Annotated in this window: 15 protein-coding genes; 13 read left to right on the top strand and 2 right to left on the bottom strand. The window is 70.3% G+C overall.

Translation table 11 applies throughout. The annotated features are described in order from the left end of the window. Nucleotides 1–102 precede the first annotated feature (102 nt). The 3 genes from O1W71_RS12465 to O1W71_RS12455 all read left to right on the top strand — a co-directional run bounded on the left by O1W71_RS12465 (nucleotide 103) and on the right by O1W71_RS12455 (nucleotide 3813). A complete protein-coding gene (locus tag O1W71_RS12465; RefSeq protein ID WP_112617772.1) occupies nucleotides 103–1776 on the top strand; it encodes an ABC transporter substrate-binding protein in 1674 nt (557 codons plus the stop codon). Nucleotides 1777–1858: 82 nt separating this feature from the next. Next, nucleotides 1859–2863, top strand: coding sequence for an ABC transporter permease (locus O1W71_RS12460; RefSeq protein WP_112617773.1), 1005 nt, complete (start codon nucleotides 1859–1861; stop codon nucleotides 2861–2863). Beyond that, nucleotides 2860–3813, top strand: coding sequence for an ABC transporter permease (locus O1W71_RS12455; protein WP_112617774.1), 954 nt, complete (start codon nucleotides 2860–2862; stop codon nucleotides 3811–3813). Before O1W71_RS12460 ends, O1W71_RS12455 begins: the two co-directional genes overlap by 4 nt. 122 nt (nucleotides 3814–3935) lie before the next feature. Here the strand turns inward: O1W71_RS12455 and O1W71_RS12450 are convergent, their stop codons facing one another. Continuing rightward, nucleotides 3936–5627: an ABC transporter ATP-binding protein gene (locus O1W71_RS12450; protein ID WP_269268170.1), complete on the bottom strand. Its 1692-nt coding sequence runs from the start codon at nucleotides 5625–5627 to the stop codon at nucleotides 3936–3938. Nucleotides 5628–5846: 219 nt separating this feature from the next. Here O1W71_RS12450 and pxpA point away from each other — a divergent pair, with 219 nt between their 5' ends. From pxpA to O1W71_RS12415, 7 genes are all read left to right on the top strand, one after another. Then, nucleotides 5847–6593: a 5-oxoprolinase subunit PxpA gene (pxpA, locus tag O1W71_RS12445; protein ID WP_269268168.1), complete on the top strand. Its 747-nt coding sequence runs from the start codon at nucleotides 5847–5849 to the stop codon at nucleotides 6591–6593. Nucleotides 6594–6666: 73 nt separating this feature from the next. Further along, nucleotides 6667–8274 (top strand): urea amidolyase family protein, encoded by a 1608-nt coding sequence (locus O1W71_RS12440; RefSeq protein ID WP_269268167.1) that lies wholly within the window; start codon nucleotides 6667–6669, stop codon nucleotides 8272–8274. A 70-nt stretch (nucleotides 8275–8344) separates the two neighbouring features. Further along, nucleotides 8345–8983, top strand: a complete 639-nt coding sequence (locus O1W71_RS12435; protein WP_269268166.1) for a hypothetical protein — start codon at nucleotides 8345–8347, stop codon at nucleotides 8981–8983. A gap of 98 nt (nucleotides 8984–9081) precedes the next feature. Further along, entirely contained in the window at nucleotides 9082–9690 is a 609-nt protein-coding gene (locus tag O1W71_RS12430) for a hypothetical protein (RefSeq protein WP_269268165.1), read from the top strand. A 250-nt stretch (nucleotides 9691–9940) separates the two neighbouring features. Further along, the gene (rpoB, locus tag O1W71_RS12425) at nucleotides 9941–13435 is read left to right on the top strand and encodes a DNA-directed RNA polymerase subunit beta (protein ID WP_112617780.1); all 3495 of its coding nucleotides are present in this window, start codon (nucleotides 9941–9943) and stop codon (nucleotides 13433–13435) included. A gap of 41 nt (nucleotides 13436–13476) precedes the next feature. After that, nucleotides 13477–17349 carry a DNA-directed RNA polymerase subunit beta' gene (locus tag O1W71_RS12420; RefSeq protein ID WP_112617781.1) on the top strand — a complete coding sequence of 1291 codons (3873 nt, stop codon included), beginning with the start codon at nucleotides 13477–13479 and terminating at the stop codon, nucleotides 17347–17349. A gap of 95 nt (nucleotides 17350–17444) precedes the next feature. Continuing rightward, nucleotides 17445–18032 carry a hypothetical protein gene (locus O1W71_RS12415; protein ID WP_269268163.1) on the top strand — a complete coding sequence of 196 codons (588 nt, stop codon included), beginning with the start codon at nucleotides 17445–17447 and terminating at the stop codon, nucleotides 18030–18032. Nucleotides 18033–18071: 39 nt separating this feature from the next. Here the strand turns inward: O1W71_RS12415 and O1W71_RS12410 are convergent, their stop codons facing one another. Beyond that, a complete protein-coding gene (locus O1W71_RS12410; protein ID WP_269268162.1) occupies nucleotides 18072–18719 on the bottom strand; it encodes a hypothetical protein in 648 nt (215 codons plus the stop codon). Nucleotides 18720–18848: 129 nt separating this feature from the next. Between O1W71_RS12410 and O1W71_RS12405 the strand changes: the two genes are divergently transcribed. The 3 genes from O1W71_RS12405 to O1W71_RS12395 are packed head-to-tail and all read left to right on the top strand — an operon-like array spanning nucleotide 18849 to nucleotide 21145. Beyond that, nucleotides 18849–19964 carry an ABC transporter gene (locus O1W71_RS12405; RefSeq protein WP_269268161.1) on the top strand — a complete coding sequence of 372 codons (1116 nt, stop codon included), beginning with the start codon at nucleotides 18849–18851 and terminating at the stop codon, nucleotides 19962–19964. Beyond that, entirely contained in the window at nucleotides 19964–20437 is a 474-nt protein-coding gene (locus tag O1W71_RS12400; protein ID WP_269268160.1) for a hypothetical protein, read from the top strand. Before O1W71_RS12405 ends, O1W71_RS12400 begins: the two co-directional genes overlap by 1 nt. Before the next feature lie 45 nt (nucleotides 20438–20482). Next, complete coding sequence (locus O1W71_RS12395; RefSeq protein WP_112617786.1) at nucleotides 20483–21145, top strand: spermidine/putrescine ABC transporter substrate-binding protein; 663 nt, start codon at nucleotides 20483–20485, stop codon at nucleotides 21143–21145. Nucleotides 21146–21158 lie beyond the last annotated feature (13 nt).

Below are 21158 nucleotides of genomic sequence, written 5' to 3'. Positions count from 1 at the left end.
CGATGTAATGACTTCGACCCTCCTGCCCGTATAGGTTCGGACCCAATTACCTCGGAGTGCGCCGCGGTGGGCCCGCTCCGGACCTCAGAAAGGGACACCCCCATGCTCTCCACTCCTCGCAAGCGCGCGCTCGCGGGACTGGCGGCGGTCGCCATCGGCGCCCTCGCTCTCTCGGCGTGCACCAGCCAGCGCGGAGGTGGCGGCGAGACGGATGCCGCGACCGACGTCGACGGCACCTTCGTCTTCGCCGCCTCCGCCGACCCCGCCAGCCTCGACCCTGCGTTCGCGCAGGACGGCGAGACCTTCCGCGTCTCCCGCCAGATCTTCGAAGGCCTCGTCGGCACCGAGCCCGGCACGGCCGACCCCGCGCCGCTGCTGGCCGAGAGCTGGGAGTCGTCCGACGACGGGCTGACGCACACCTTCCAGCTGAAGGAGGGCGTGACCTTCCACGACGGCACCCCCTTCAACGCCGAAGCGGTGTGCGCGAACTTCGACCGCTGGTACAACTGGACGGGCCTGGCGGCGAGCGAGGCGCTCTCGTACTACTACGGCAAGCTCTTCCGCGGCTACGTCGAGACCCCCGACACCGCCGTCTTCGAGTCGTGCAGCGCCGATTCCGACCTCGAGGCCACGATCCAGCTGAAGCAGCCCTTCGCCGGTTTCATCCCGGCGCTGTCGCTGCCCGCCTTCGCCATGCAGAGCCCCACGGCGCTCGAGGAGTACGGTGCCGACGAGATCGGCGGCACCGAAGAGGCCCCCTCGCTCTCGGAGTACGGCGCCGGGCACCCGACGGGCACCGGTCCGTACAAGTTCGACGAGTGGTCGCCGGGCGAGGAGCTCACGCTCTCGGCCTACGACGACTACTGGGGTGAGTCGGGCCAGGTGAACAAGATCATCTTCCGCGTCATCGACGACCCCACCGCCCGCCGCCAGGCCCTCGAGGCCGGATCGATCGACGGCTACGACCTCGTCGGACCCGCCGACACCGCCGCGCTCGAAGAAGCCGGCTTCACGATGGTCTCGCGCCCGCCGTTCACGATCCTCTACCTCGCCTTCAACCAGGCGCAGCCCGAGCTGCAGGACGTGCGCGTCCGGGAGGCCCTGTCGCACGCGATCGACAAGGAGGCCCTGATCTCGCAGGTGCTCCCCGAGGGCACCGAGGTCGCGACGCAGTTCATGCCCGACACCGTCAACGGCTACAACCCCGACGTCACCACCTACGACTACGACCCCGAGAAGGCCAAGTCGCTCCTCGCCGAGGCCGGCTACACCGAGGCCAACCCGCTGACGCTGACCTTCAACTACCCGGTCAACGTCTCGCGCCCCTACATGCCGGACCCCGAGCAGATCGCGACGGTCATCTCGACGCAGCTGACCGACGTCGGCGTGCAGCTGACCCCGCAGACGGATGCCTGGAGCCCCGACTACCTCGACAAGATCACCGGCACCCCCGACCACGGCATCCACCTGCTGGGTTGGACGGGCGACTACAACGACACCGACAACTTCGTCGGCGTGTTCTTCGGTGCGCCCTCGGCCGAGTGGGGCTTCGACAACCCCGAGCTGTTCGCAGCGCTCAACTCCGCACGCGGCGTGCCGAACCTCGAGGAGCAGACCGCGCTCTACGAGCAGATCAACGAGCAGGTCGCCCAGTTCATCCCGGGCGTCCCGCTGGCCCACCCCGCCCCGACGCTCGCGTTCGACCCGCGCGTCGAGAGCTACCCGGCCAGCCCGGTCAACGACGAGGTGTTCACGGACATCGTCCTGACCGAGTGACGACGACCCGCTGATCCTCGCGGGGCGGGCCACCGCCTCGGGCGCGAGCCCGCCCCGCACTCCTCGACCGAAAGATTCCGCGTTGCTGCGAACCATCGGCCAACGGCTGCTTCTGCTGATCCCCACGCTCCTCGGGCTCAGCATCCTCCTCTTCCTCTGGGTCCGCGCCCTGCCCGGCGGCCCCGCCGTCGCCCTCCTCGGCGAGAAGGCGACCCCCGAGGCGATCGCCCGGATCAACGAGCTCTACGGCTTCAACCGGCCGATCCTCGAGCAGTACGCCACCTATATGGGGCGGCTGCTCACCGGCGACTTCGGGTCGTCGATCGAGACCGGGCGTCCCGTCGTCGAGGAGTTCCTCCGGCGCTTCCCGGCGACCGTCGAGCTCTCGATCGCCGCCCTGATCTTCGCCGTCGGCATCGGCATCCCGCTCGGGTACCTCGCCGCCCGCCACCACGGGAAGGTCAGCGACCACGTCGCTGTCGTGCTGAGCCTCGTCGGCGTCACGATCCCGGTGTTCTTCCTGGCGTTCATCCTCAAGTACGTCTTCGCCGTCCAGCTCGGCTGGCTGCCCTCGGACGGCCGCCAGGACCCGCGCATCGACGCGACCCACTACACGAACTTCTACGTGCTCGACGGTCTGCTCACCGGAGAGTTCGACGCCGCCTGGGATGCCGTCCTGCACCTCATCCTGCCGGCGCTCGCCCTCGGCACGATCCCGCTCGCGATCATCGTGCGCATCACCCGCGCCTCGGTGCTCGAGGTGCAGAATTCCGACTACGTGCGCACCGGCCGGGCCAAGGGCATCGCCCGCCGCACGCTCCGCGGCCGCTTCATCCTGCGCAACGCCATGCTGCCGGTCGCCACGACCGTCGGCCTGCAGGTCGGGCTGCTGCTGGCCGGGGCGATCCTGACCGAGACGGTGTTCGCGTTCCCCGGAATCGGCTCGTTCCTGGCCCGGGCCATCAGCGCCCGCGACTTCCCGGTGCTGCAGGGCTTCATCCTCTTCATCGCCGTCATCTACGCGCTCATCAACCTCATCGTCGATGTCTCGTACAGCCTGATCGATCCGAGAGTGAGGGTCTCATGAGCACCAACGCGCTCCCGCCCGCCCCCGGCGACGGACCCGCCACCGCCGTCGCCGAGCACGAGGTGCTCGAGGCCCGCACCGGCGGCGGGTTCTGGCACGACGTCTTCGCGCGCCTGCGCCGCAACCCGGTGGCCTGGATCGGCGCCGGCATCGTGCTGGTCTTCCTCCTCGTGGCGATCCTCGCACCCTGGCTCGCGCCCTACCCCGAGACGGCCCTCCCCGGCGCGCGCGAGGTCACCCCGACCCACATTCCCGGTCCCGGCGAGATCGCCGGCTTTCCGCTCGGCCTCGACCGCTTCGGCGGCGACGTGCTGTCGAAGCTCATCTGGGGTGCGCGGGCCTCGCTCCTCATCGGCGTCATCTCGACCGCGTTCGGTCTCGCCGGCGGCATGCTCCTGGGCCTGATCGCCGGCATGTTCGGGGGCTGGGTCGACACCGTCGTCATGCGGTTCGTCGACATCCTCCTGTCGGTCCCCAACCTGCTGCTCGCCGTCTCGATCGCGGCGATCCTCGGTCAGTCGCAGCTCGCGATCATGATCGCCATCGGAGCCTCGCAGGTGCCCATCTTCGCGCGTCTCCTGCGGGCGTCGATGCTGCAGCAGCGCAGCGCCGACTACATCCTCTCGGCGCAGACCCTCGGGCTCGGCCGCGGCAAGATCACGATGAGCCACGTGCTGCCCAACAGCCTCGGGCCCGTCATCGTCCAGGGGACGCTCACTCTCGCGACGGCCGTCATCGACGCCGCGGCGCTGTCGTTCCTCGGCCTCGGCGGCGGGGGAGCGGCGACCGCCGAGTGGGGCCGCATGCTCACCTACGCGCAGAACGAGCTCGCGATCGCCCCGTGGCTCGCCTTCCTCCCGGGCCTGTGCATCATGATCACCGCCCTCGGCTTCACGCTGCTCGGCGAGTCGCTGCGCGAGGCCATGGACCCCCGCACCCGCGCCCGCTGACCCGGCCCGGGGTCGCGGCTCTGCGATACACCTGCAGGACCGGTGGGGCTGGTGTCGCCTCACCGGTCTTCGCTGGCTGCACCAGCCCCAGCGGTCCGACGGCTGTATCGCCGTCGGCCGGGTCAGGAGGCGATGTCGAGCTCGTTGCCCGGGATCGAGGAGAGCAGCCGCCGCGTGTACGGGTCGCGCGGGTTGGTGAAGATCTCCTCGCTCGACGCCGCCTCGACGAGCGCGCCGTCCTTCATGACGCAGACGTAGTCCGAGATCAGGCGCACCACGGCCAGGTCGTGGGAGATGAAGAGGTAGCTCAGTCCGTACTCGCCCTGCAGGTCGCGCAGCAGCGTGAGGATCTGATCCTGCACGAGCACGTCGAGCGCCGACACCGGCTCGTCGCAGACGATCAGCTCGGGGTTCAGCGCGAGGGCACGCGCGATCGCGACGCGCTGACGCTGGCCGCCCGAGAGCTCGGACGGGTAACGGCGCAGCATCGTCTGCGGCAGGGCGACGTCGTCGAGCAGCTTCCGCACGCGACCGGCGCGGTCCTTCGCGGTGCCGCGCTTGTAGAACTCCAGCGGCTCGGCGATGATCCGCTCGATCGTGAACATGGGGTTCAGCGACGAGTACGGGTCTTGGAAGATGGGCTGCACCCTCTGCCGGAACTCGCGCAGCTGCGCCCCCTTCAGCCCGGCGACATCCTGCCCCTCGAAGCGGATCGTTCCCGACGTCGGCTCGATCACCTTCAGCAGCATCCGGGCCGTCGTCGTCTTGCCCGATCCGGATTCGCCGACGATCGCGACCGTCTCGCCGCGCGGGATGGCGAGGGAGACGTCGCTCACGGCGGCGAAGTCGTCTTTGCGCCCGCGGATCTTGTACAGCTTCGTGAGGTTCTCGATCTCGACGATGTTGTCGCGCCGTGCCGCCGTCTCCGCAGGTGCGGCGGAGGCGGATGCCGCGGGGTCGGCCACCGCAGCCGGGGGCGGCGTCGCCCGGTAGGCCTCCGGGTGCAGCCGCACCGCCGCGACCGAGGGAGCCGCCTTGACGAGAGCCTGCGTGTAGGGCTGCTGCGGGTCCTCGAGGATCTGGCGGGCCGGACCCTGCTCGACGATCCGGCCGCGGTGCATGACGACGACGCGGGCGGCCCGCTCGGCGGCGAGGCCGAGGTCGTGGGTGATGAGCAGCACCGACGTGCCCAGCTCACCCGTCATCCGGCCGAGCTGATCGAGGATCGTCTTCTGCACCGTCACATCGAGGGCGCTCGTGGGCTCGTCGGCGATGAGCAGCCGCGGGTTGCACGCCAGCCCGATCGCGATGAGCGCGCGCTGCCGCATCCCGCCCGAGAACTCGTGCGGGTACTGCTTGGCGCGCTCGGCGGCATCCGGGAGGCCCGCGGCGGCGAGGGTCTCGACGACCTTGGCGTCGACGTCCTTCGAGGTGGCGAGGCCGTGCGCGAGCAGGGTCTCGGCGACCTGGGTGCCGATCTTCGACACGGGGTTGAGGTTCGACATGGGGTCCTGCGGCACGAGTCCGATCGACCCGCCGCGGATGCGGCGCAGCGTGCTCTCGGGGGCCCCGACGAGCTCTTCGCCGTCGAGACGGATGCTGCCGCGCACGACGCGCCCGTTGCCGGGGAGGAGCCCGATCACCGCCATCGCCGTCGTCGACTTGCCCGAGCCCGATTCGCCGACGATCGCGACGGTCTCGCCCGCTGAGATCTCGAGGTCGACGCCTTCGACCGCGTGCACCGGGCCCTCGAGCGTGCGGAAGTCGACGGCCATGTCGCTCACCCGCAGCAGGGGAGTGGAGGAGTCTGCCATTGGCCCATCCTGCCTGCCCGCGGCGCCGAGCGCACCGTGTCGGGCCCACCCGTTACATCGACGTAACGCCGGCCCGTCGTGTCGCGTCGTGTCGCGGACCGGGTGTGCTCGCGCCGTGGACAGGCTGATCCGCCCCGGGGTGCCGTTCGCGGGGCTGGTGAAGGTGTTCAGCCTGTCGACGGCACAGCCGGGTACGGCGGCGCGGGCTAGCGTTGGTCCATGGACCTCAACGCAGACCTGGGCGAGACGGTCGAGGGTGTCGCAACGGCGGACGACGCCGCGATGTTCGCCCTCGTGTCGAGCGCGTCGATCGCCTGCGGCGGGCATGCCGGCGACGCGGCGTCGATGCGGACAGCCGTGGCCGGAGCGGCTGCCGCCCGCGTCGCGGTCGGGGCCCACCCCTCCTATCTCGACCGGGCCGGGTTCGGGCGGGTGCGGGTCGCCGTCGAGCCTGACGTGCTGCGGCCGCAGGTCGTCGCGCAACTGCGTGCGCTCGCCGCGGCGGGCGGCGACATCCGCTACGTCAAGCCGCACGGGGCGCTGTATCACGCCGCGACCGAGGATGCCGCGACCGCGCGAGCCGTCGCCGCTGCGGTGGCAGACCTGTCGGCCGAGCTCGGCCGGGCGGTCCCGGTGCTGGGTCTGGGCGGTGCGATCCCGTCGGCAGCGTCTGATGCCGGCCTGCCGTTCCACCGCGAGGCCTTCCTCGACCGCGGCTATCGCGCGGACGGCTCGCTGGTCCCGCGCGGGGTTCCCGGCGCCCTGCTCGACGACCCGGGCCTCGTCGCCGAGCGTGCCCTGCGCCTCGCGTCCGAGGGGGTCGTGGTCGCGGTCTCGGGCGAGACGGTGCACACCGACGCGACATCGCTCTGCGTGCACGGCGATTCCCCCGGTGCCGTCGCGATGGCTCGCGCGGTGCGGTCGGCGCTCGATGCCGCGGGGATCGAGGTGCGCTCGCCGTGGTGACCGTCGGGCCCGCTTCGCCGGCAGGATCGCCCAGACGGGGTCGCCGTCGGCGTGCCGAGCCCGGGACGCCGGCATGAGGATGCTGCCGATGGGGCCCGACGCGGTGCTCGTCGAGGTCTCGGACCTGGCGGAGGTGATGGCGCTGCACGCGCGACTGACCGCTGCGCCGCCGGCGGGCGTCATCGACGTCGTGCCCGCGGCCGCGACGGTCCTCGTCCGCGTCGATCCCGTCGCGCTGTCCCTCGCCGCGGCCCGCACCTGGGTCTCGACCGCTGCCTCGTCAGCGGCGCCGCCGGCATCCGCCCCCGCGCCCGTGACGCTGCCGATCCGGTACGACGGCGACGACCTCGGCGACCTCGCTGCGGCGCTCGGCGTCAGTCCCGAGGCGCTCGCGGCCCGCCATGCCGCGACGGACTGGACGGTCGCCTTCACGGGCTTCGCCCCCGGGTTCGGCTATCTCGTCGGTGCGGGCTGGGATCTCGACATCCCGCGCCGGCCCTCGCCGCGGACGAGGGTGCCGGCGGGGTCGGTCGGTCTGGCCGGAGCCTTCTCGGGCGCGTACCCCCGCGAGACCCCGGGAGGGTGGCAGCTCATCGGCACGACGGACGCGCCGCTGTTCGATCCGGATGCCGCCCAGCCCGCGCTCCTCGTTCCCGGTGGCGCGGTGCGATTCGATCCCGCGCGCGCCCGCGCCGTCGGGTCAGATGGCGCCCTGCCCGGTCGCACCGCGTCGCCGACTGCGGGGGAGTCGGGCGCCCGCTCGGAGCCTGTCACCGCTCCCGGCGGCATCCGCGTCATCTCGCCGGGCCCGCAGGCGACGATTCAGGATGCCGGCCGCTCGGGTCGTGCCGCCGAGGGCGTCGGCGCGGCGGGCGCGGCCGACCCCGCCGCCTGGGCGCTCGCCAACCGTCTCGTCGGCAATCGAGACGGGGCGGCCGCGATCGAGATCGCCGTCGGCGGTTTCCGGGCCGTGGCGGAACGCGATCTGACGGTGGTCGTGACGGGCGCGTGGGCGCGGGTCGAGATCGACGGCCGGACCGGTGACCCGTACGTCGTGCATGCGTGGCCCGCCGGGGCCGAGCTGCGCCTCGACGGATTCCTCGCGGGCACCCGCGCCTACCTGGCGGTGCGCGGCGGATGGGACATCGCCCGCGTTCTGGGCTCGCGGTCGACCGACACGCTCTCGGGGCTCGGCCCGCCGCCGCTTCGGCCGGGTGACGTCGTCGCCGCCGGACGCGAGACCGCCGGACCGGTCCCCGCGCTGCCGCTGCATCCGTGGGGTCTGCCGCCGACGGGCACGGATGCCGTTCCCCTCGACATCCCGTTCACGACCGGCCCGCGCTCGGACTGGCTCACCTCTTCGTCCCGCCGCCTGCTCGCCGAGGCGACCTGGGTCGTGTCGGCGGCGGCCGACCGGGTCGGCATCCGCCTGGAAGGGCCACGCCTCGAACGCGCGCGCGGCGAGGAGCTGGCGAGCGAGGGGATGGTGCCGGGGGCGATCCAGGTTCCGCCGGCCGGCCAGCCCGTCGTGTTCGGAGTCGACGCGCCCGTGACGGGCGGGTACCCCGTCGTGGGTGTCGTGACATCGACGGGCCGGAGCCGGCTCGCGCAGGCCCGATCCGGCGATCGCGTGCGGTTGCGTCCGACGGTTCGAGGTGCGGGTACCGCTCAGCGAGGCTGATTCGTCAAGGGGGAGAACTCCCCGTGTCAAGACCCCGTGCGGATGCGGCGGGTCCCCTAGCGTCGAAGCCATGACTCGCACCAAGACCACCGCCTCCGCCGCGCTGCTCGTCTCCGCGGCTCTTCTCCTCGCCGGATGCGGCGGGCAGTCGGGCGACACCGCGGCGTCGGGGGACGCCGGCGCGTCGTCCGCCCCCTCGTCCTCGTCGTCGTCCGCTCCGGCCGCCAGTGCGCCCGATGTCGCGCCGGCTTCCGGCGAGATGATCACGGGCACCGGCTACAGCTTCTCGGTTCCCGAGGGCTGGGCGATCCCCGAGCAGCAGCTCCCCGGCATGGAGAAGGTCGACGTGTTCGTCGCCGATCTCTCCGACCCCTCGGCGACGTTCGCCGACAACGTCAACGTCGTGCTGTCGCCCGCGCCGCAGGCGATCTCCGCCGATGACGTCGAGAAGTACGGCGTCGAGGAGCTCGAGGGGCAGGCGGGCGCGACCGACGTCACCGTCCAGGAGCGCACCTCGATCGCCGGCGGCGAGTCGGCCCACATCTCGGCATCCGTCACGCAGCAGGACGTCACCTACAACGTCGACCAGTTCTACCCGTCGCACGACGACCAGACCTACGTCGTGACCTTCTCGTTCAGCCCCGACGTCTCGGAGGCCGACCGTGCGGCGGTCTACGACGCTGTCCTCGCCTCGTGGGCGTGGGCCTGATCCGCACTCCCCCAACGCGCCGTCCGCTCTCGCAGCTGGCGGCGCGTTGCCGTGTCAAGGGGAGTTCCGGCGCGGCGGATTCGCCTAGCGTGTGATGCATGACGCGCTTCCGGATCGCTCCGATCGCCGCCGCGCTCATCTCGGCGGCGCTGCTGCTCGCGGCGTGCGACGCGCGGCCGGGCGGGACCGACGGGGCCTCCGGATCCTCCGCCCCCGGCTCGGCATCGGCAACTCCGACGCCCACCGCGACCTCGCCGAGCGACGCCGCCCCCGGCGAGACGGTGCGAGGGACCGGATACAGCTTCGCCGTGCCGGCTGGCTGGGCGGTGCCCGCCGAGGACCCGACGGGCGGGCAGGTCGACGTCTTCGTCTCGGAGTCCGCCGACGCCGACGGTCGGTACATCAGCGTGGTCGTCTCTCCCGGCGTCATCACGCCGGCCGATGTCGAGGCCGACGGGGCCGCGAGCCTCGAGGCGGTCGGGGCCACCGGCGTGTCGCTGGAGGATCGTGTCGACATCGCGGGCAGCGAGTCGGCCCACCTCGTGGCGACGCTCGCGCAGGACGGCGCGGAGACGCTGATCGACCAGTACTACGCGACGCAGGACGAGCAGACCTTCGTCATCACCATCGCGTCTCCGGCCGACACCACCGACGACGATCGACGTCGCCTCGCGGACACGGTGCTCTCGAGCTGGGCCTGGGAGTGACCCACGACCTCGGGTGGCGCGCATTTATACCGCAGCATCCGGGGGTCGTCAAGGATTGCGCTGGACATGGCGCGTCGCGACGCCTATAGTTGGTAGTTGCGCTCCCGTCCCCCTTGCCCTCATATGGTGGTCGGCTTGTGCTCTGCGCGATTCCGCCCCGTCCGACGGCGTGAGACGCGAGAGCTCGGACCGGGAGCACTCCACCTGACGACAAGGAACCGGCCCCACCCGGGCCACGGAGGTAATCCCCTTGGCTGCTGCGAGCAACGCATCCACCACCACCCCCAAGAACGGTCGCGGCGCTTCCCGCCTCTCGTTCGCGAAGATCTCCGACAAGCTGACGGTCCCCGACCTGCTGGCGCTGCAGACGGAGTCTTTCGACTGGCTCGTCGGCAACGACGCCTGGAAGGCCCGCCTCGCCGAGGCGCAGGCCGCCGGCCGCACCGACGTCGCCCTCCAGAGCGGCCTCGAGGAGATCTTCGAGGAGATCTCGCCCATCGAGGACCTCGGCGAGACGATGCAGCTCTCGTTCACCAACCCGTACCTCGAGCCCGAGAAGTACTCCATCGAGGAGTGCAAGGAGCGCGGCAAGACCTACGCGGCCCCGCTCTACGTCGAGGCCGAGTTCATGAACCACCTCACCGGTGAGATCAAGACCCAGACGGTCTTCATGGGCGACTTCCCGCTCCAGACCGGCAAGGGCACCTTCATCATCAACGGCACCGAGCGCGTCGTCGTGTCGCAGCTCGTCCGTTCGCCCGGTGTCTACTTCGACAAGACGCCCGACAAGACCTCCGACAAGGACATCGTCTCGGCGCGCGTCATCCCCTCGCGCGGCGCATGGCTCGAGTTCGAGATCGACAAGCGCGACCAGGTCGGCGTCCGCATCGACCGCAAGCGCAAGCAGTCGGTCACCGTCTTCCTCAAGGCTCTGGGCCTGACCAGCGAAGACATCATGGCCGAGTTCGCCGGGTACGACTCGATCGAGGAGACCCTCGCGAAGGACACGATCCTCACCAAGGAGGACGCGCTCCGCGACATCTACCGCAAGCTGCGCCCGGGCGAGCAGGTCGCCGCCGAGGCAGCGCGCGCGCTCCTCGACAACTTCTACTTCAACGCCAAGCGCTACGACCTCGCCAAGGTCGGCCGGTACAAGATCAACCAGAAGCTGGGTCTCGACACCCCGATCGAGGAGTCGGTGCTCACCGTCGCCGACATCGTCGCGACCATCAAGTACCTGGTCCGTCTCCACCGCGGCGACGCCACGTTCGACGGCATCCGCGACGGCAAGCCCGCCGAGATCCGCCTCGACACCGACGACATCGACAACTTCGGCAACCGTCGTATCCGCGCCGTCGGCGAGCTCATCCAGAACCAGGTCCGCACCGGTCTCTCCCGCATGGAGCGCGTCGTCCGCGAGCGCATGACCACGCAGGACATCGAGGCCATCACGCCGCAGACCCTGATCAACGTGCGCCCCGTCGTGGCCGCGATCAAGGAGTTCTTCGGAACCTCGCAGCTGTCGCAGTTCATGGACCAGAACAACCCGCTCGCGGGTCTGACCCACAAGCGTCGTCTGTCGGCGCTGGGCCCCGGTGGTCTGTCGCGTGAGCGCGCCGGCGTCGAGGTCCGCGACGTCCACCCCTCGCACTACGGCCGCATGTGCCCGATCGAGACGCCGGAAGGCCCGAACATCGGTCTGATCGGCTCGCTCGCCTCGTTCGCGCGCATCAACGCGTTCGGCTTCATCGAGACCCCGTACCGTCGCGTCGTCGACGGCAAGGTGACCGACGAGATCGACTACCTCACCGCCAGCGAGGAGAACGACTACGTCGTCGCGCAGGCCGGTGTCGAGCTCAACAAGGACGGCTCGTTCGTGGCCGACCGCGTCCTCGCCCGCCGCGGCAAGGGCGGCGAGGTCGACCTCTTCCCGAACGAGGAGATCGGCTACATGGACGTCTCGCCGCGCCAGATGGTGTCGGTGGCGACCTCGCTCATCCCCTTCCTCGAGCACGACGACGCCAACCGCGCCCTCATGGGTGCGAACATGCAGCGTCAGGCCGTGCCGCTGCTGCGCAGCGACTCGCCGCTGGTCGGAACCGGTATGGAGGGCTACGCCGCGATCGACGCCGGTGACGTCATCACCGCGCAGAAGGCCGGTGTCGTCTCCGAGGTCTCGGCCGACGTCGTCACCGTGCAGCTCGACGAGGGCGGCACGCAGGACTACTTCCTCCGCAAGTTCGACCGCTCGAACCAGGGCACGTCGTACAACCAGCGCGTCGTGGTCTCGGCCGGTGAGCGCGTCGAGGTCGGCGAGGTCATCGCCGACGGCCCCGCGACCGAGAACGGCGAGCTCGCGCTCGGCAAGAACCTCCTCGTCGCGTTCATGACGTGGGAGGGTCACAACTTCGAGGACGCGATCATCCTCAGCCAGGAGCTCGTGAAGAACGACACGCTCTCCTCGATCCACATCGAGGAGTACGAGGTCGACGCCCGCGACACCAAGCTCGGCAAGGAGGAGATCACCCGTGACCTCCCCAACGTCGCGCCCGACCTGCTGAAGGACCTCGACGAGCGCGGCATCATCCGCATCGGCGCCGAGGTGCGTCCCGGCGACATCCTCGTCGGCAAGGTCACGCCCAAGGGTGAGACCGAGCTGTCGGCCGAGGAGCGTCTGCTCCGCGCGATCTTCAACGAGAAGAGCCGCGAGGTCCGCGACACGTCGCTGAAGGTCCCCCACGGTGAGCAGGGCACCATCATCGCCGTCAAGGAGTTCAACGCCGAGGACGGCGACGACGAGCTCGGCTCGGGCGTCAACCGCCGCGTCGTGGTCTACATCGCCCAGAAGCGCAAGATCACCGAGGGCGACAAGCTCGCCGGCCGCCACGGCAACAAGGGTGTCATCGCGAAGATCCTCCCCGTCGAGGACATGCCATTCCTCGCCGACGGCACGCCGGTCGACGTCGTGCTCAACCCGCTCGGCATCCCGGGTCGAATGAACTTCGGCCAGGTCCTCGAGCTGCACCTCGGCTGGATCGCCGCGCAGGGCTGGAAGGTCGAGGGCAACCCCGAGTGGGCCGAGCGCCTGCCCGAGATCGCTCGCGAGGCCGCTCCCGGCACGAAGGTCGCCACCCCGGTGTTCGACGGCGCGTTCGAGTCCGAGATCGCAGGGCTCCTCGACTCGACGAACCTCACCCGCGACGGTGAGCGTCTCATCGACTCCTCGGGCAAGACGAAGCTGTTCGACGGTCGCTCCGGCGAGCCGTTCCCGGCTCCGATCTCGGTCGGCTACATGTACATCCTGAAGCTCCACCACCTCGTCGACGACAAGATCCACGCGCGTTCGACGGGCCCGTACTCGATGATCACCCAGCAGCCGCTCGGTGGTAAGGCGCAGTTCGGTGGCCAGCGCTTCGGTGAGATGGAGGTGTGGGCCCTCGAGGCCTACGGCGCCGCGTACGCCCTCCAGGAGCTCCTGACGATCAAGTCCGACGACATCGTCGGTCGCGTGAAGGTCTACGAGGCCATCGTCAAGGGCGAGAACATCCAGGAGCCCGGCATCCCCGAGTCGTTCAAGGTGCTCATGAAGGAGATGCAGTCGCTCTGCCTGAACGTCGAGGTCCTCTCGGCCGACGGCACCGAGGTCAACCTCCGCGACACCGATGACGAAGCCTTCCGCGCAGCGGAGGAGCTCGGCATCAACATCTCCAGCCGCTTCGAGTCCTCGTCGATCGACGAGATCTGATCCGGCCAGGCAACGAACAGAATTCCGACACAGGAGAATCAGTGCTCGAGTCACACACCTTCGATCAGCTTCGCATCGGCCTGGCCACTGCTGACGACATCCGTCGTTGGTCCTTCGGCGAGGTCAAGAAGCCCGAAACCATCAACTACCGCACGCTCAAGCCCGAGAAGGACGGCCTCTTCGGCGAGCAGATCTTCGGCCCCTCCCGCGACTGGGAGTGCGCCTGCGGAAAGTACAAGCGCGTCCGCTTCAAGGGCATCGTCTGCGAGCGCTGCGGCGTCGAGGTCACCAAGTCCTCGGTCCGTCGTGAGCGCATGGGCCACATCGAGCTCGCCGCTCCCGTGACCCACATCTGGTACTTCAAGGGCGTGCCCTCGCGCCTCGGGTACCTGCTCGACATGGCGCCGAAGGACCTCGAGAAGGTCATCTACTTCGCCGCGTACATGGTCATCTCGGTCGATGAGGATGCGCGTCACCGCGACCTCCCCACGCACGAGAACAACCTCCGCCTCGAGATCAAGAACCTCGGTGACCGCCGTGACGCCCGCGTGGCGACGCGTCTGGCCAAGCTGGAGGAGGAGCTCGCGACCCTCGAGGCCGACGGCGCCAAGGCCGACCAGAAGAAGAAGGCCAAGGACTCCGCCGAGAAGGACATGGCGACGGTCCGCAAGAACTTCGACGAGCAGATCTCGCGCCTCGAGCGGGTGTGGGAGGAGTTCCGCTCCCTCGAGGTCGGCCAGCTCAAGCAGGAGGACGACGTCTTCCACGAGCTGCAGGACCGCTTCGGCCAGTACTTCGAGGCCTACATGGGCGCCGAGGGCATCCAGCGTCGCCTCGCGGCGTTCGACCTGGCCGCCGAGGCCGACTCGCTGCACCTGCAGATCTCCGAGGGCAAGGGCCAGCGCAAGATCCGTGCGATCAAGCGCCTCAAGGTCGTCAACTCGTTCCTGCAGACCGGCATGTCGCCGGCCTCGATGGTGCTCGACGTCGTCCCGGTGATCCCGCCGGAGCTGCGTCCGATGGTCCAGCTCGACGGTGGCCGCTTCGCGACCTCCGACCTCAACGACCTGTACCGCCGCGTGATCAACCGCAACAACCGTCTGCGTCGTCTGATCGACCTCGGGGCCCCCGAGATCATCGTCAACAACGAGAAGCGGATGCTGCAGGAGGCCGTCGACGCGCTGTTCGACAACGGCCGCCGTGGTCGCCCCGTCACCGGTACCGGGAACCGTGCGCTGAAGTCGCTGTCCGACATGCTCAAGGGCAAGCAGGGACGTTTCCGTCAGAACCTGCTCGGAAAGCGCGTCGACTACTCGGGTCGTTCGGTCATCATCGTCGGACCCCAGCTGAAGCTGCACCAGTGCGGTCTGCCCAAGCAGATGGCCCTCGAGCTCTTCAAGCCGTTCGTCATCAAGCGCCTGATCGACCTCGGTCACTCGCAGAACATCAAGGCGGCCAAGCGTGCCGTCGAGCGCACGCGTCCCGAGGTCTGGGACGTGCTCGAGGAGATCATCCGCGAGCGTCCCGTGCTGCTCAACCGTGCACCCACCCTGCACCGCCTGGGCATCCAGGCCTTCGAGCCCCAGCTCGTCGAGGGCAAGGCGATCCAGCTGCACCCGCTCGTCTGCGCCGCGTTCAACGCGGACTTCGACGGTGACCAGATGGCCGTCCACCTGCCGCTCTCGGTCGAGGCGCAGGCCGAGGCCCGCATCCTGATGCTCGCGTCGAACAACATCCTCAAGCCCTCGGACGGCCGTCCGGTCACCCTGCCCTCGCAGGACATGATCATCGGTCTGCACCACCTGACCACGGTCATCGAGGGTGCCAAGGGCGAGGGCCGCGTGTTCGGCTCGGTCGGCGAGGCGATCCTGGCGAAGGACGAGGGCACCCTCGACCTGCAGGCCAAGGTCCGCATCCGCATCCCGGGTCTCGCGTTCCTCGAGGGCGACGCCCCCGAGGGCTACGAGCGCCACGGTCTGGTCGACGCGTCGCTCGGACAGGCGATCTTCAACGACACCCTGCCCAAGGGCTACCCGTTCGTCCGCGAGCAGGCCGACAAGGGCAAGCTGTCGCAGATCGTCAACAAGCTGGCCGAGGAGTACCCCAAGACCGAGGTCGCGGCATCCCTCGACCGGATCAAGGACGCCGGCTTCCACTGGGCGACCCGCTCGGGCGTCACGGTGGCGCTCAGCGACGTCCTGACGCCGCCGAACAAGGCCGAGATCATCTCGAAGTACGAGAAGCTCGCCTCGAAGGTCCAGGGCCAGTTCGAGAAGGGTCTCGTGACCGACGCCGAGCGTCGTCAGGAGCAGATCAAGATCTGGACCGAGGCGACCGACGAGGTCCAGGCCGCCATGAAGGCGAACTTCCCCGCCGAGAACACCATCAACCGCATGGTCTCGTCGGGCGCCCGTGGTAACTGGCTGCAGATCCGTAACATCGCCGGTATCCGAGGCCTGGTCAACAACACCAAGGGTGAGATCATGCCGCGTCCGATCATCTCCTCGTACCGCGAGGGGCTGTCGGTGGCGGAGTACTTCACCGCGACGCACGGTGCCCGTAAGGGTCTGGCCGACACCGCTCTGCGTACCGCCGACTCGGGTTACCTGACCCGTCGTCTGGTGGACGTATCGCAGGACGTCATCATCCGCGAGGACGACTGCGGCACGTCGAAGGGCCTCGAGCTCCCGATCGCCGCACCCGGTGCCGACGGCGCCCTCATCAAGGACGCCAACGTCGAGAACTCGGTGTTCGCCCGTACCCTCGCCGCAGACGCCGTCTCGCCCTCGGGCGAGGTGCTGGCCGCGGCCGGTGACGACGTGGGCGACGTGCTGATCAACAAGCTCGTCGAGGGCGGGGTGACCTCCATCAAGGTGCGCTCGGTCCTGACCTGCGACTCGGCCGTGGGTGTCTGCGCGAAGTGCTACGGCCGTTCGCTGGCCACCGGCAAGATCGTCGACATCGGCGAGGCGGTCGGCATCATCGCCGCCCAGTCGATCGGTGAGCCCGGTACCCAGCTGACGATGCGTACCTTCCACACCGGTGGTTCGGCCTCGGCCGACGACATCACGCAGGGTCTGCCCCGCGTGCAGGAGCTCTTCGAGGCCCGTACCCCCAAGGGTGCGTCGCCGATCGCGGAGGCCAGCGGCCGCATCACGATCGACGAGACCGAGAAGGCCAAGAAGGTTATCATCACGCCCGACAACGGCGACGAGCCCTTCGTCTACCCGGTGCTGAAGCGTGCGACGCTCCTCGTCGAGGACGGGCAGCACGTCGAGGTCGGCGACCCGCTGCAGGTGGGCACGCTCGACCCCAAGGACATCATGCGCGTGCAGGGTGCCCGTGAGGTGCAGAAGTACCTCGTCGGCGGCGTGCAGGGCGTCTACCGCTCGCAGGGTGTGCCGATCCACGACAAGCACATCGAGGTCATCGTCCGTCAGATGCTGCGGAAGGTCACCGTGGTCGACCACGCCGACACGACGCTGCTCCCGGGTGAGCTGGTGGACTTCAAGAAGTACCAGCAGATCAACCGCGAGGCCGTGGCCGAGGGCAAGCGTCCCGCGTCGGGCCGCCCCGAGCTGATGGGTATCACGAAGGCGTCGCTCGCGACCGAATCGTGGCTGTCGGCCGCGTCGTTCCAGGAGACCACCCGCGTCCTCACGCAGGCGGCCATGGAGGGCAAGAGCGACCCGCTCGTCGGCCTCAAGGAGAACGTCATCATCGGAAAGCTCATCCCCGCCGGAACGGGCCTTGCGAAGTACCGCAATGTGGCCGTCGAGGCGACGGAGGAGGCGAAGAGCGAGCGGTACCCCAACCGCATCTTCGCGTCGGACGGTGCGTACAGCGACGCCGACCTGAGCTACGTCGACTTCGACAGCTTCTCCACCGACGGCGACTTCACCAGCTACAACTGATCGATCGCTGATCTCGCGAAGGGCCCCGGGCATGTCCCGGGGCCCTTCGTCGTGTCGGTGGGCGAGAGCGCTCCCCGTCGGATTAGCGTGGAGCCGTGGCACGCATCGGTGGTCGGAATGTCGTCTTCGCGTGGATCGTCGGGGTCCTCTGTGCGGGCGTCATCGGGGTGCTGGCGGTGCTGACCGTTCCGCTCGTGTCGACGGGCATGGGACTGCTCGGCGGCAGCGGAGCGGGCGCCGGCGGTGAGGCCGCTGCGGCGGACGGCCCGCAGGAGTGTCGGGATCTGTACCCCGAGGCGCTCTGGGTGACCCTCCAGTACGCCCCCGGCGCGACGCTCGAGCAGTCGCAGGACGCCCCCGTGTCGACCGCCGTGGCTCTCGTCGAGGCGCTCGCGCCCGAGGTGCGCTTCACCTGCAGCTGGACCTCTGACGCGGGGTCGATCTCGACCACCGTCGGAGCGGTGGGGACGGATGCCGGTTCGATCGCGGCATCCGCGCTGCCCGCTCAGGGCTTCACGTGCGACGAGCGCGGCGCGCGCACGCTCTGCTCGCGCACCGCCGGCGACCTCGTCGAGACGATCGAGGCAGGGGGAGGGCGCTGGGTGTCGACGTCGCAGTCGGCGTGGCATCCCGAGCAGTACGCCAGCCGGGTCGGAAACGCGGTCTTCACGTCGGGCGATTGACCTCGTTGCGCGCCCGGTCGCCCCGGGTCGTGCGACCCCTCAGGGAGCGGGTGTGGGCGCCCCCGCCGGCCACACCGAGGCGATGATGCCGGTCGTGTACCCCTCGGGGGCGAGGTGCGAGAACTGGGTGTCGATGAGCACGCCGTCGCGGAAGAAGAGCGTCCGTCCGTCGGTGACGGGGTAGCGCGAGTTCTGCCAGGTCTTCTCGCAGCGCACGCCGCCCGCCGGCTCGTAGCAGGTGAACCCGATCTCGGTGAGCTCGTTGAAGAAGTCGATCACCGGGTTGCGCTCGGCGTAGGCGATCGTGGTCTCGATCTTCGCGGTGTCGGCGGCCGGGTCGGCCCAGACGCAGCGCAGCGACCCGTCCGGAAGCGACCCGCTCTCGCCGAAGGCCGCGTCGTTCAGCGGCACCGACGCGAGCGCGGCGCGTGCGGGGGCGCCCAGGATGCCGGCGCAGTCGCGGGGGAGGACCGTCGTCGAGACGACAGAGCCGGATGCCGTCGGCGGCGGGCCGCCCGCTTCGGCGGAGACCGTCATGGCCGGGGTCGGGCTGGGGGCATCTGCGGACGCGCTCGTATCGGGTGCCGGCCCGGCGGCGGTCCCCGGTTCCGGGGCGCATCCCGCGAGCAGTGCGGCCGCGATGAGGAGAGCGGCCGGCGCGAGGCGGGGAAGGGCGCGCGAGGTCATGGCACGACGATACGTCCGCCCGCACGCACGGGTGCGCAGACACGTCGGCACGCCTGCGCGGCACGCCCGCATCGCCGGGATATCCTCGCCTCTGCGGCGGCACCGGCCACCGCGTGAGGAGCACATCGCATGAGCGACCCCAAGTACGGCGAGCCGGTCGAAGAGCCGAAGCCGGTGGACGACGTCGTGGGCAGCGCCCGGGCCGGGCTCGCCGACGCCGAGGCGTCGCGCGATGCGGTCTCGGCCGACGACTGGGATGCCGCCTACGCCGGTTCCGGAACTCTCCCCGAGCGGTCCGCGAGCGACACCGCCTCGACCGACCGACCCGTCGTCGACGGAGCGACCTCCGACGCGGATGCCGCTCGGATCGATGCCGCCGCAGCGCGCGACGAGCGCACCGACACCGTCGGCTCGTCGTCGGACGACGCGTGGAACTCGCCGAGCGAGTGGGACACCCCGCGCGACGCCGAGGCGGATGCTGCGGCGACGACTGACCGGGATGCCGCCGCGGGCGGCGCAGCAGGCGCCGCCGCCGCTACGACCGCCGCGGGCGGAGCAGCCGCGAGCGACACCGCCACGCGCGCCTACCGTGCCGATGACACCGACGCCGGCGCCACGCGCACCGTGAGCGCGAGCGAGCCCGTCGCCGAGACGCCGGCGGCTGCGGCCCCGAGCCCGCAGCCGATCTTCGTCCAGGCCCCCGAGGCGCCGACTCCGCGGGGCAACCGCGGAGCGGCCGGCGCCATCGGCCTCCTGGCGGCCATCGCCTTCGCGCTGATCTACCTCGGCGCGGCCCTGGGCATCGACGCCGTACGCGGCGAGGTGACGACGGCCAACATCGGCGACCAGGCCCTCGCAGCCGCCACCTCGTGGTGGTTCTGGGTTCCCGTCGTGGTGTTCTTCCTCGCCTTCTGGATCCTGGGCGCCTTCATCAACCGCGGCCGCTGGGGCCTGTGGGTCCTCCTCGGACTCCTCGTGGGCCTCGCGTCCTACGCGGGGCACATCGCCGGACAGCTCTTCCAGGCGCCGTTCTGGACGATCGCCCCGAGCCAGGCCCTGACCATCGTCGGCGAGCAGGCGTTCGCGCCGCTCGCGCTCGTCGCTCTGGTCGCGGGTCGCGAGCTGACGATCTGGTTCGGCGCATGGGTCGCCGCCCGCGGCCGCCGGGTCACCGAGCTCAACGCCGAGGCGCAGCGCGAGTACGAGCGCACCCTCGAGGCGGGGCCTCAGCTGCACCGCTACTGATGTCCACCCCCTCTGGCGGAATGCGCCCCGGGCTCGCCACCGCATTCGCGGTCGTGGGCTTCGGGGCGCTCGCCATCTGCGGCCTCGGCATCCTGAGCCTGGTGACCGGCCAGGACGTCGTCGCCGTCCGCGGTCTCGGGCCGATCCCGGGCGCCGTCGGCTTCGGTGCCGCGGTCATCGGGATCGCTGCCACGCTGGCCACCGTGCTGCGGGGGCCGCGCCCCTCGTACGCGATCTCGGTTCCGGTGGGAATCGTCGCGCTGCTGTCGTACCTCGCCGGCCTGATCGTGGCCGCGCTGCTCGTGGGGGTCGACGCGGCGCGAGCCCTGGCCGCGGCCGGCGGTTTCGCGGTCTCGTGGTTCGGCGTGCTTCTCGTCGCCGCGGCGGCGATCTCGGGCTGGACGGCTGTCGCCCTGGTCCGCACGCGCGCGACGCCGCCACGGTGGGCCTGGGAACGCGATGAGGACGAATGACGCGAAATCCCCGACCGACCGGCTCGGATCGGTCACAATAGGCCCGTGGAGCGGTCGCTCGAGACCCAGGTCAGCCAGGCGGTGGATGCCTGGCTGCGCTGGCTGCCGCGCTGGCAGCCGGCGACGCACCGAGGGCGCATCGCTCCCTGCCGTCGCTGCATCGGTTCGCCGGTGCTCTCGGCGGTGGGTCTCGGGTCGGACGTCCCGCACGGCGTGCAGCACGGACTCTCCACACGCATGAAGGCGATCGTGGATGCCGCCGTCGCCGAGTACACCTCGCGCAACCTGCCGATGCTGCAGGCCGAGCTCGACCAGCAGGCCGCACGCAACCGCGCGCGTACGTACCGGCCCTCCGAAGGGCTCGAGCCCGAGTTCGACGGCCTGCCGCTCGATCCGGAACCGGTGGCCGGGGCGCCGTTCCTCTTCACCATCTCCGGCCTCGCGCAGGAGTCCGACGACGCCGTGCCCGAACTGCCGCCGCTCAGCAGCGAGGCGAAAGCCGCCCTGCGGCAGGAGGTCGGTCTCGCCGACGACTACGCCAACATGATCGGGCGCGAGGTCTGCGCGGTGCTGCTGCACCACCGGCTGCGCGTGCAGGCCGCCGTCGCGCAGCATGTCGAGCCCCAGATCGAGGCGATGCTCGCCGAGCTCACGCGGTCGCTCGATGCGCCCTTCGAGCCCGGCGCGGAGCGCGGCGGTGAACCGTGACGGCGGTGACGCG

It is taken from the genome of Microbacterium sp. H37-C3 (assembly GCF_027157935.1).
In the GTDB taxonomy this organism is placed as follows: Bacteria; Actinomycetota; Actinomycetes; order Actinomycetales; family Microbacteriaceae; genus Microbacterium; species Microbacterium plantarum.
Note: the sequence above shows the minus strand (reverse complement) of the source record. Positions and strands in the feature narration are given on the sequence as shown.

What these genes read in the sequence shown, in the direction of transcription:
- O1W71_RS12430 (WP_269268165.1), top strand. Translation starts at nt 9,082, where the DNA reads ATGACGCGCTTCCGGATCGCTCCGATCGCCGCCGCGCTCATCTCGGCG.
- O1W71_RS12440 (WP_269268167.1), top strand. Translation starts at nt 6,667, where the DNA reads ATGAGGATGCTGCCGATGGGGCCCGACGCGGTGCTCGTCGAGGTCTCG.
- O1W71_RS12465 (WP_112617772.1), top strand. Translation starts at nt 103, where the DNA reads ATGCTCTCCACTCCTCGCAAGCGCGCGCTCGCGGGACTGGCGGCGGTC.
- pxpA (WP_269268168.1), top strand. Translation starts at nt 5,847, where the DNA reads ATGGACCTCAACGCAGACCTGGGCGAGACGGTCGAGGGTGTCGCAACG.
- O1W71_RS12400 (WP_269268160.1), top strand. Translation starts at nt 19,964, where the DNA reads ATGTCCACCCCCTCTGGCGGAATGCGCCCCGGGCTCGCCACCGCATTC.
- O1W71_RS12410 (WP_269268162.1), bottom strand. Translation starts at nt 18,719, where the DNA reads ATGACCTCGCGCGCCCTTCCCCGCCTCGCGCCGGCCGCTCTCCTCATC.
- O1W71_RS12450 (WP_269268170.1), bottom strand. Translation starts at nt 5,627, where the DNA reads ATGGCAGACTCCTCCACTCCCCTGCTGCGGGTGAGCGACATGGCCGTC.
- O1W71_RS12435 (WP_269268166.1), top strand. Translation starts at nt 8,345, where the DNA reads ATGACTCGCACCAAGACCACCGCCTCCGCCGCGCTGCTCGTCTCCGCG.
- O1W71_RS12405 (WP_269268161.1), top strand. Translation starts at nt 18,849, where the DNA reads ATGAGCGACCCCAAGTACGGCGAGCCGGTCGAAGAGCCGAAGCCGGTG.
- O1W71_RS12455 (WP_112617774.1), top strand. Translation starts at nt 2,860, where the DNA reads ATGAGCACCAACGCGCTCCCGCCCGCCCCCGGCGACGGACCCGCCACC.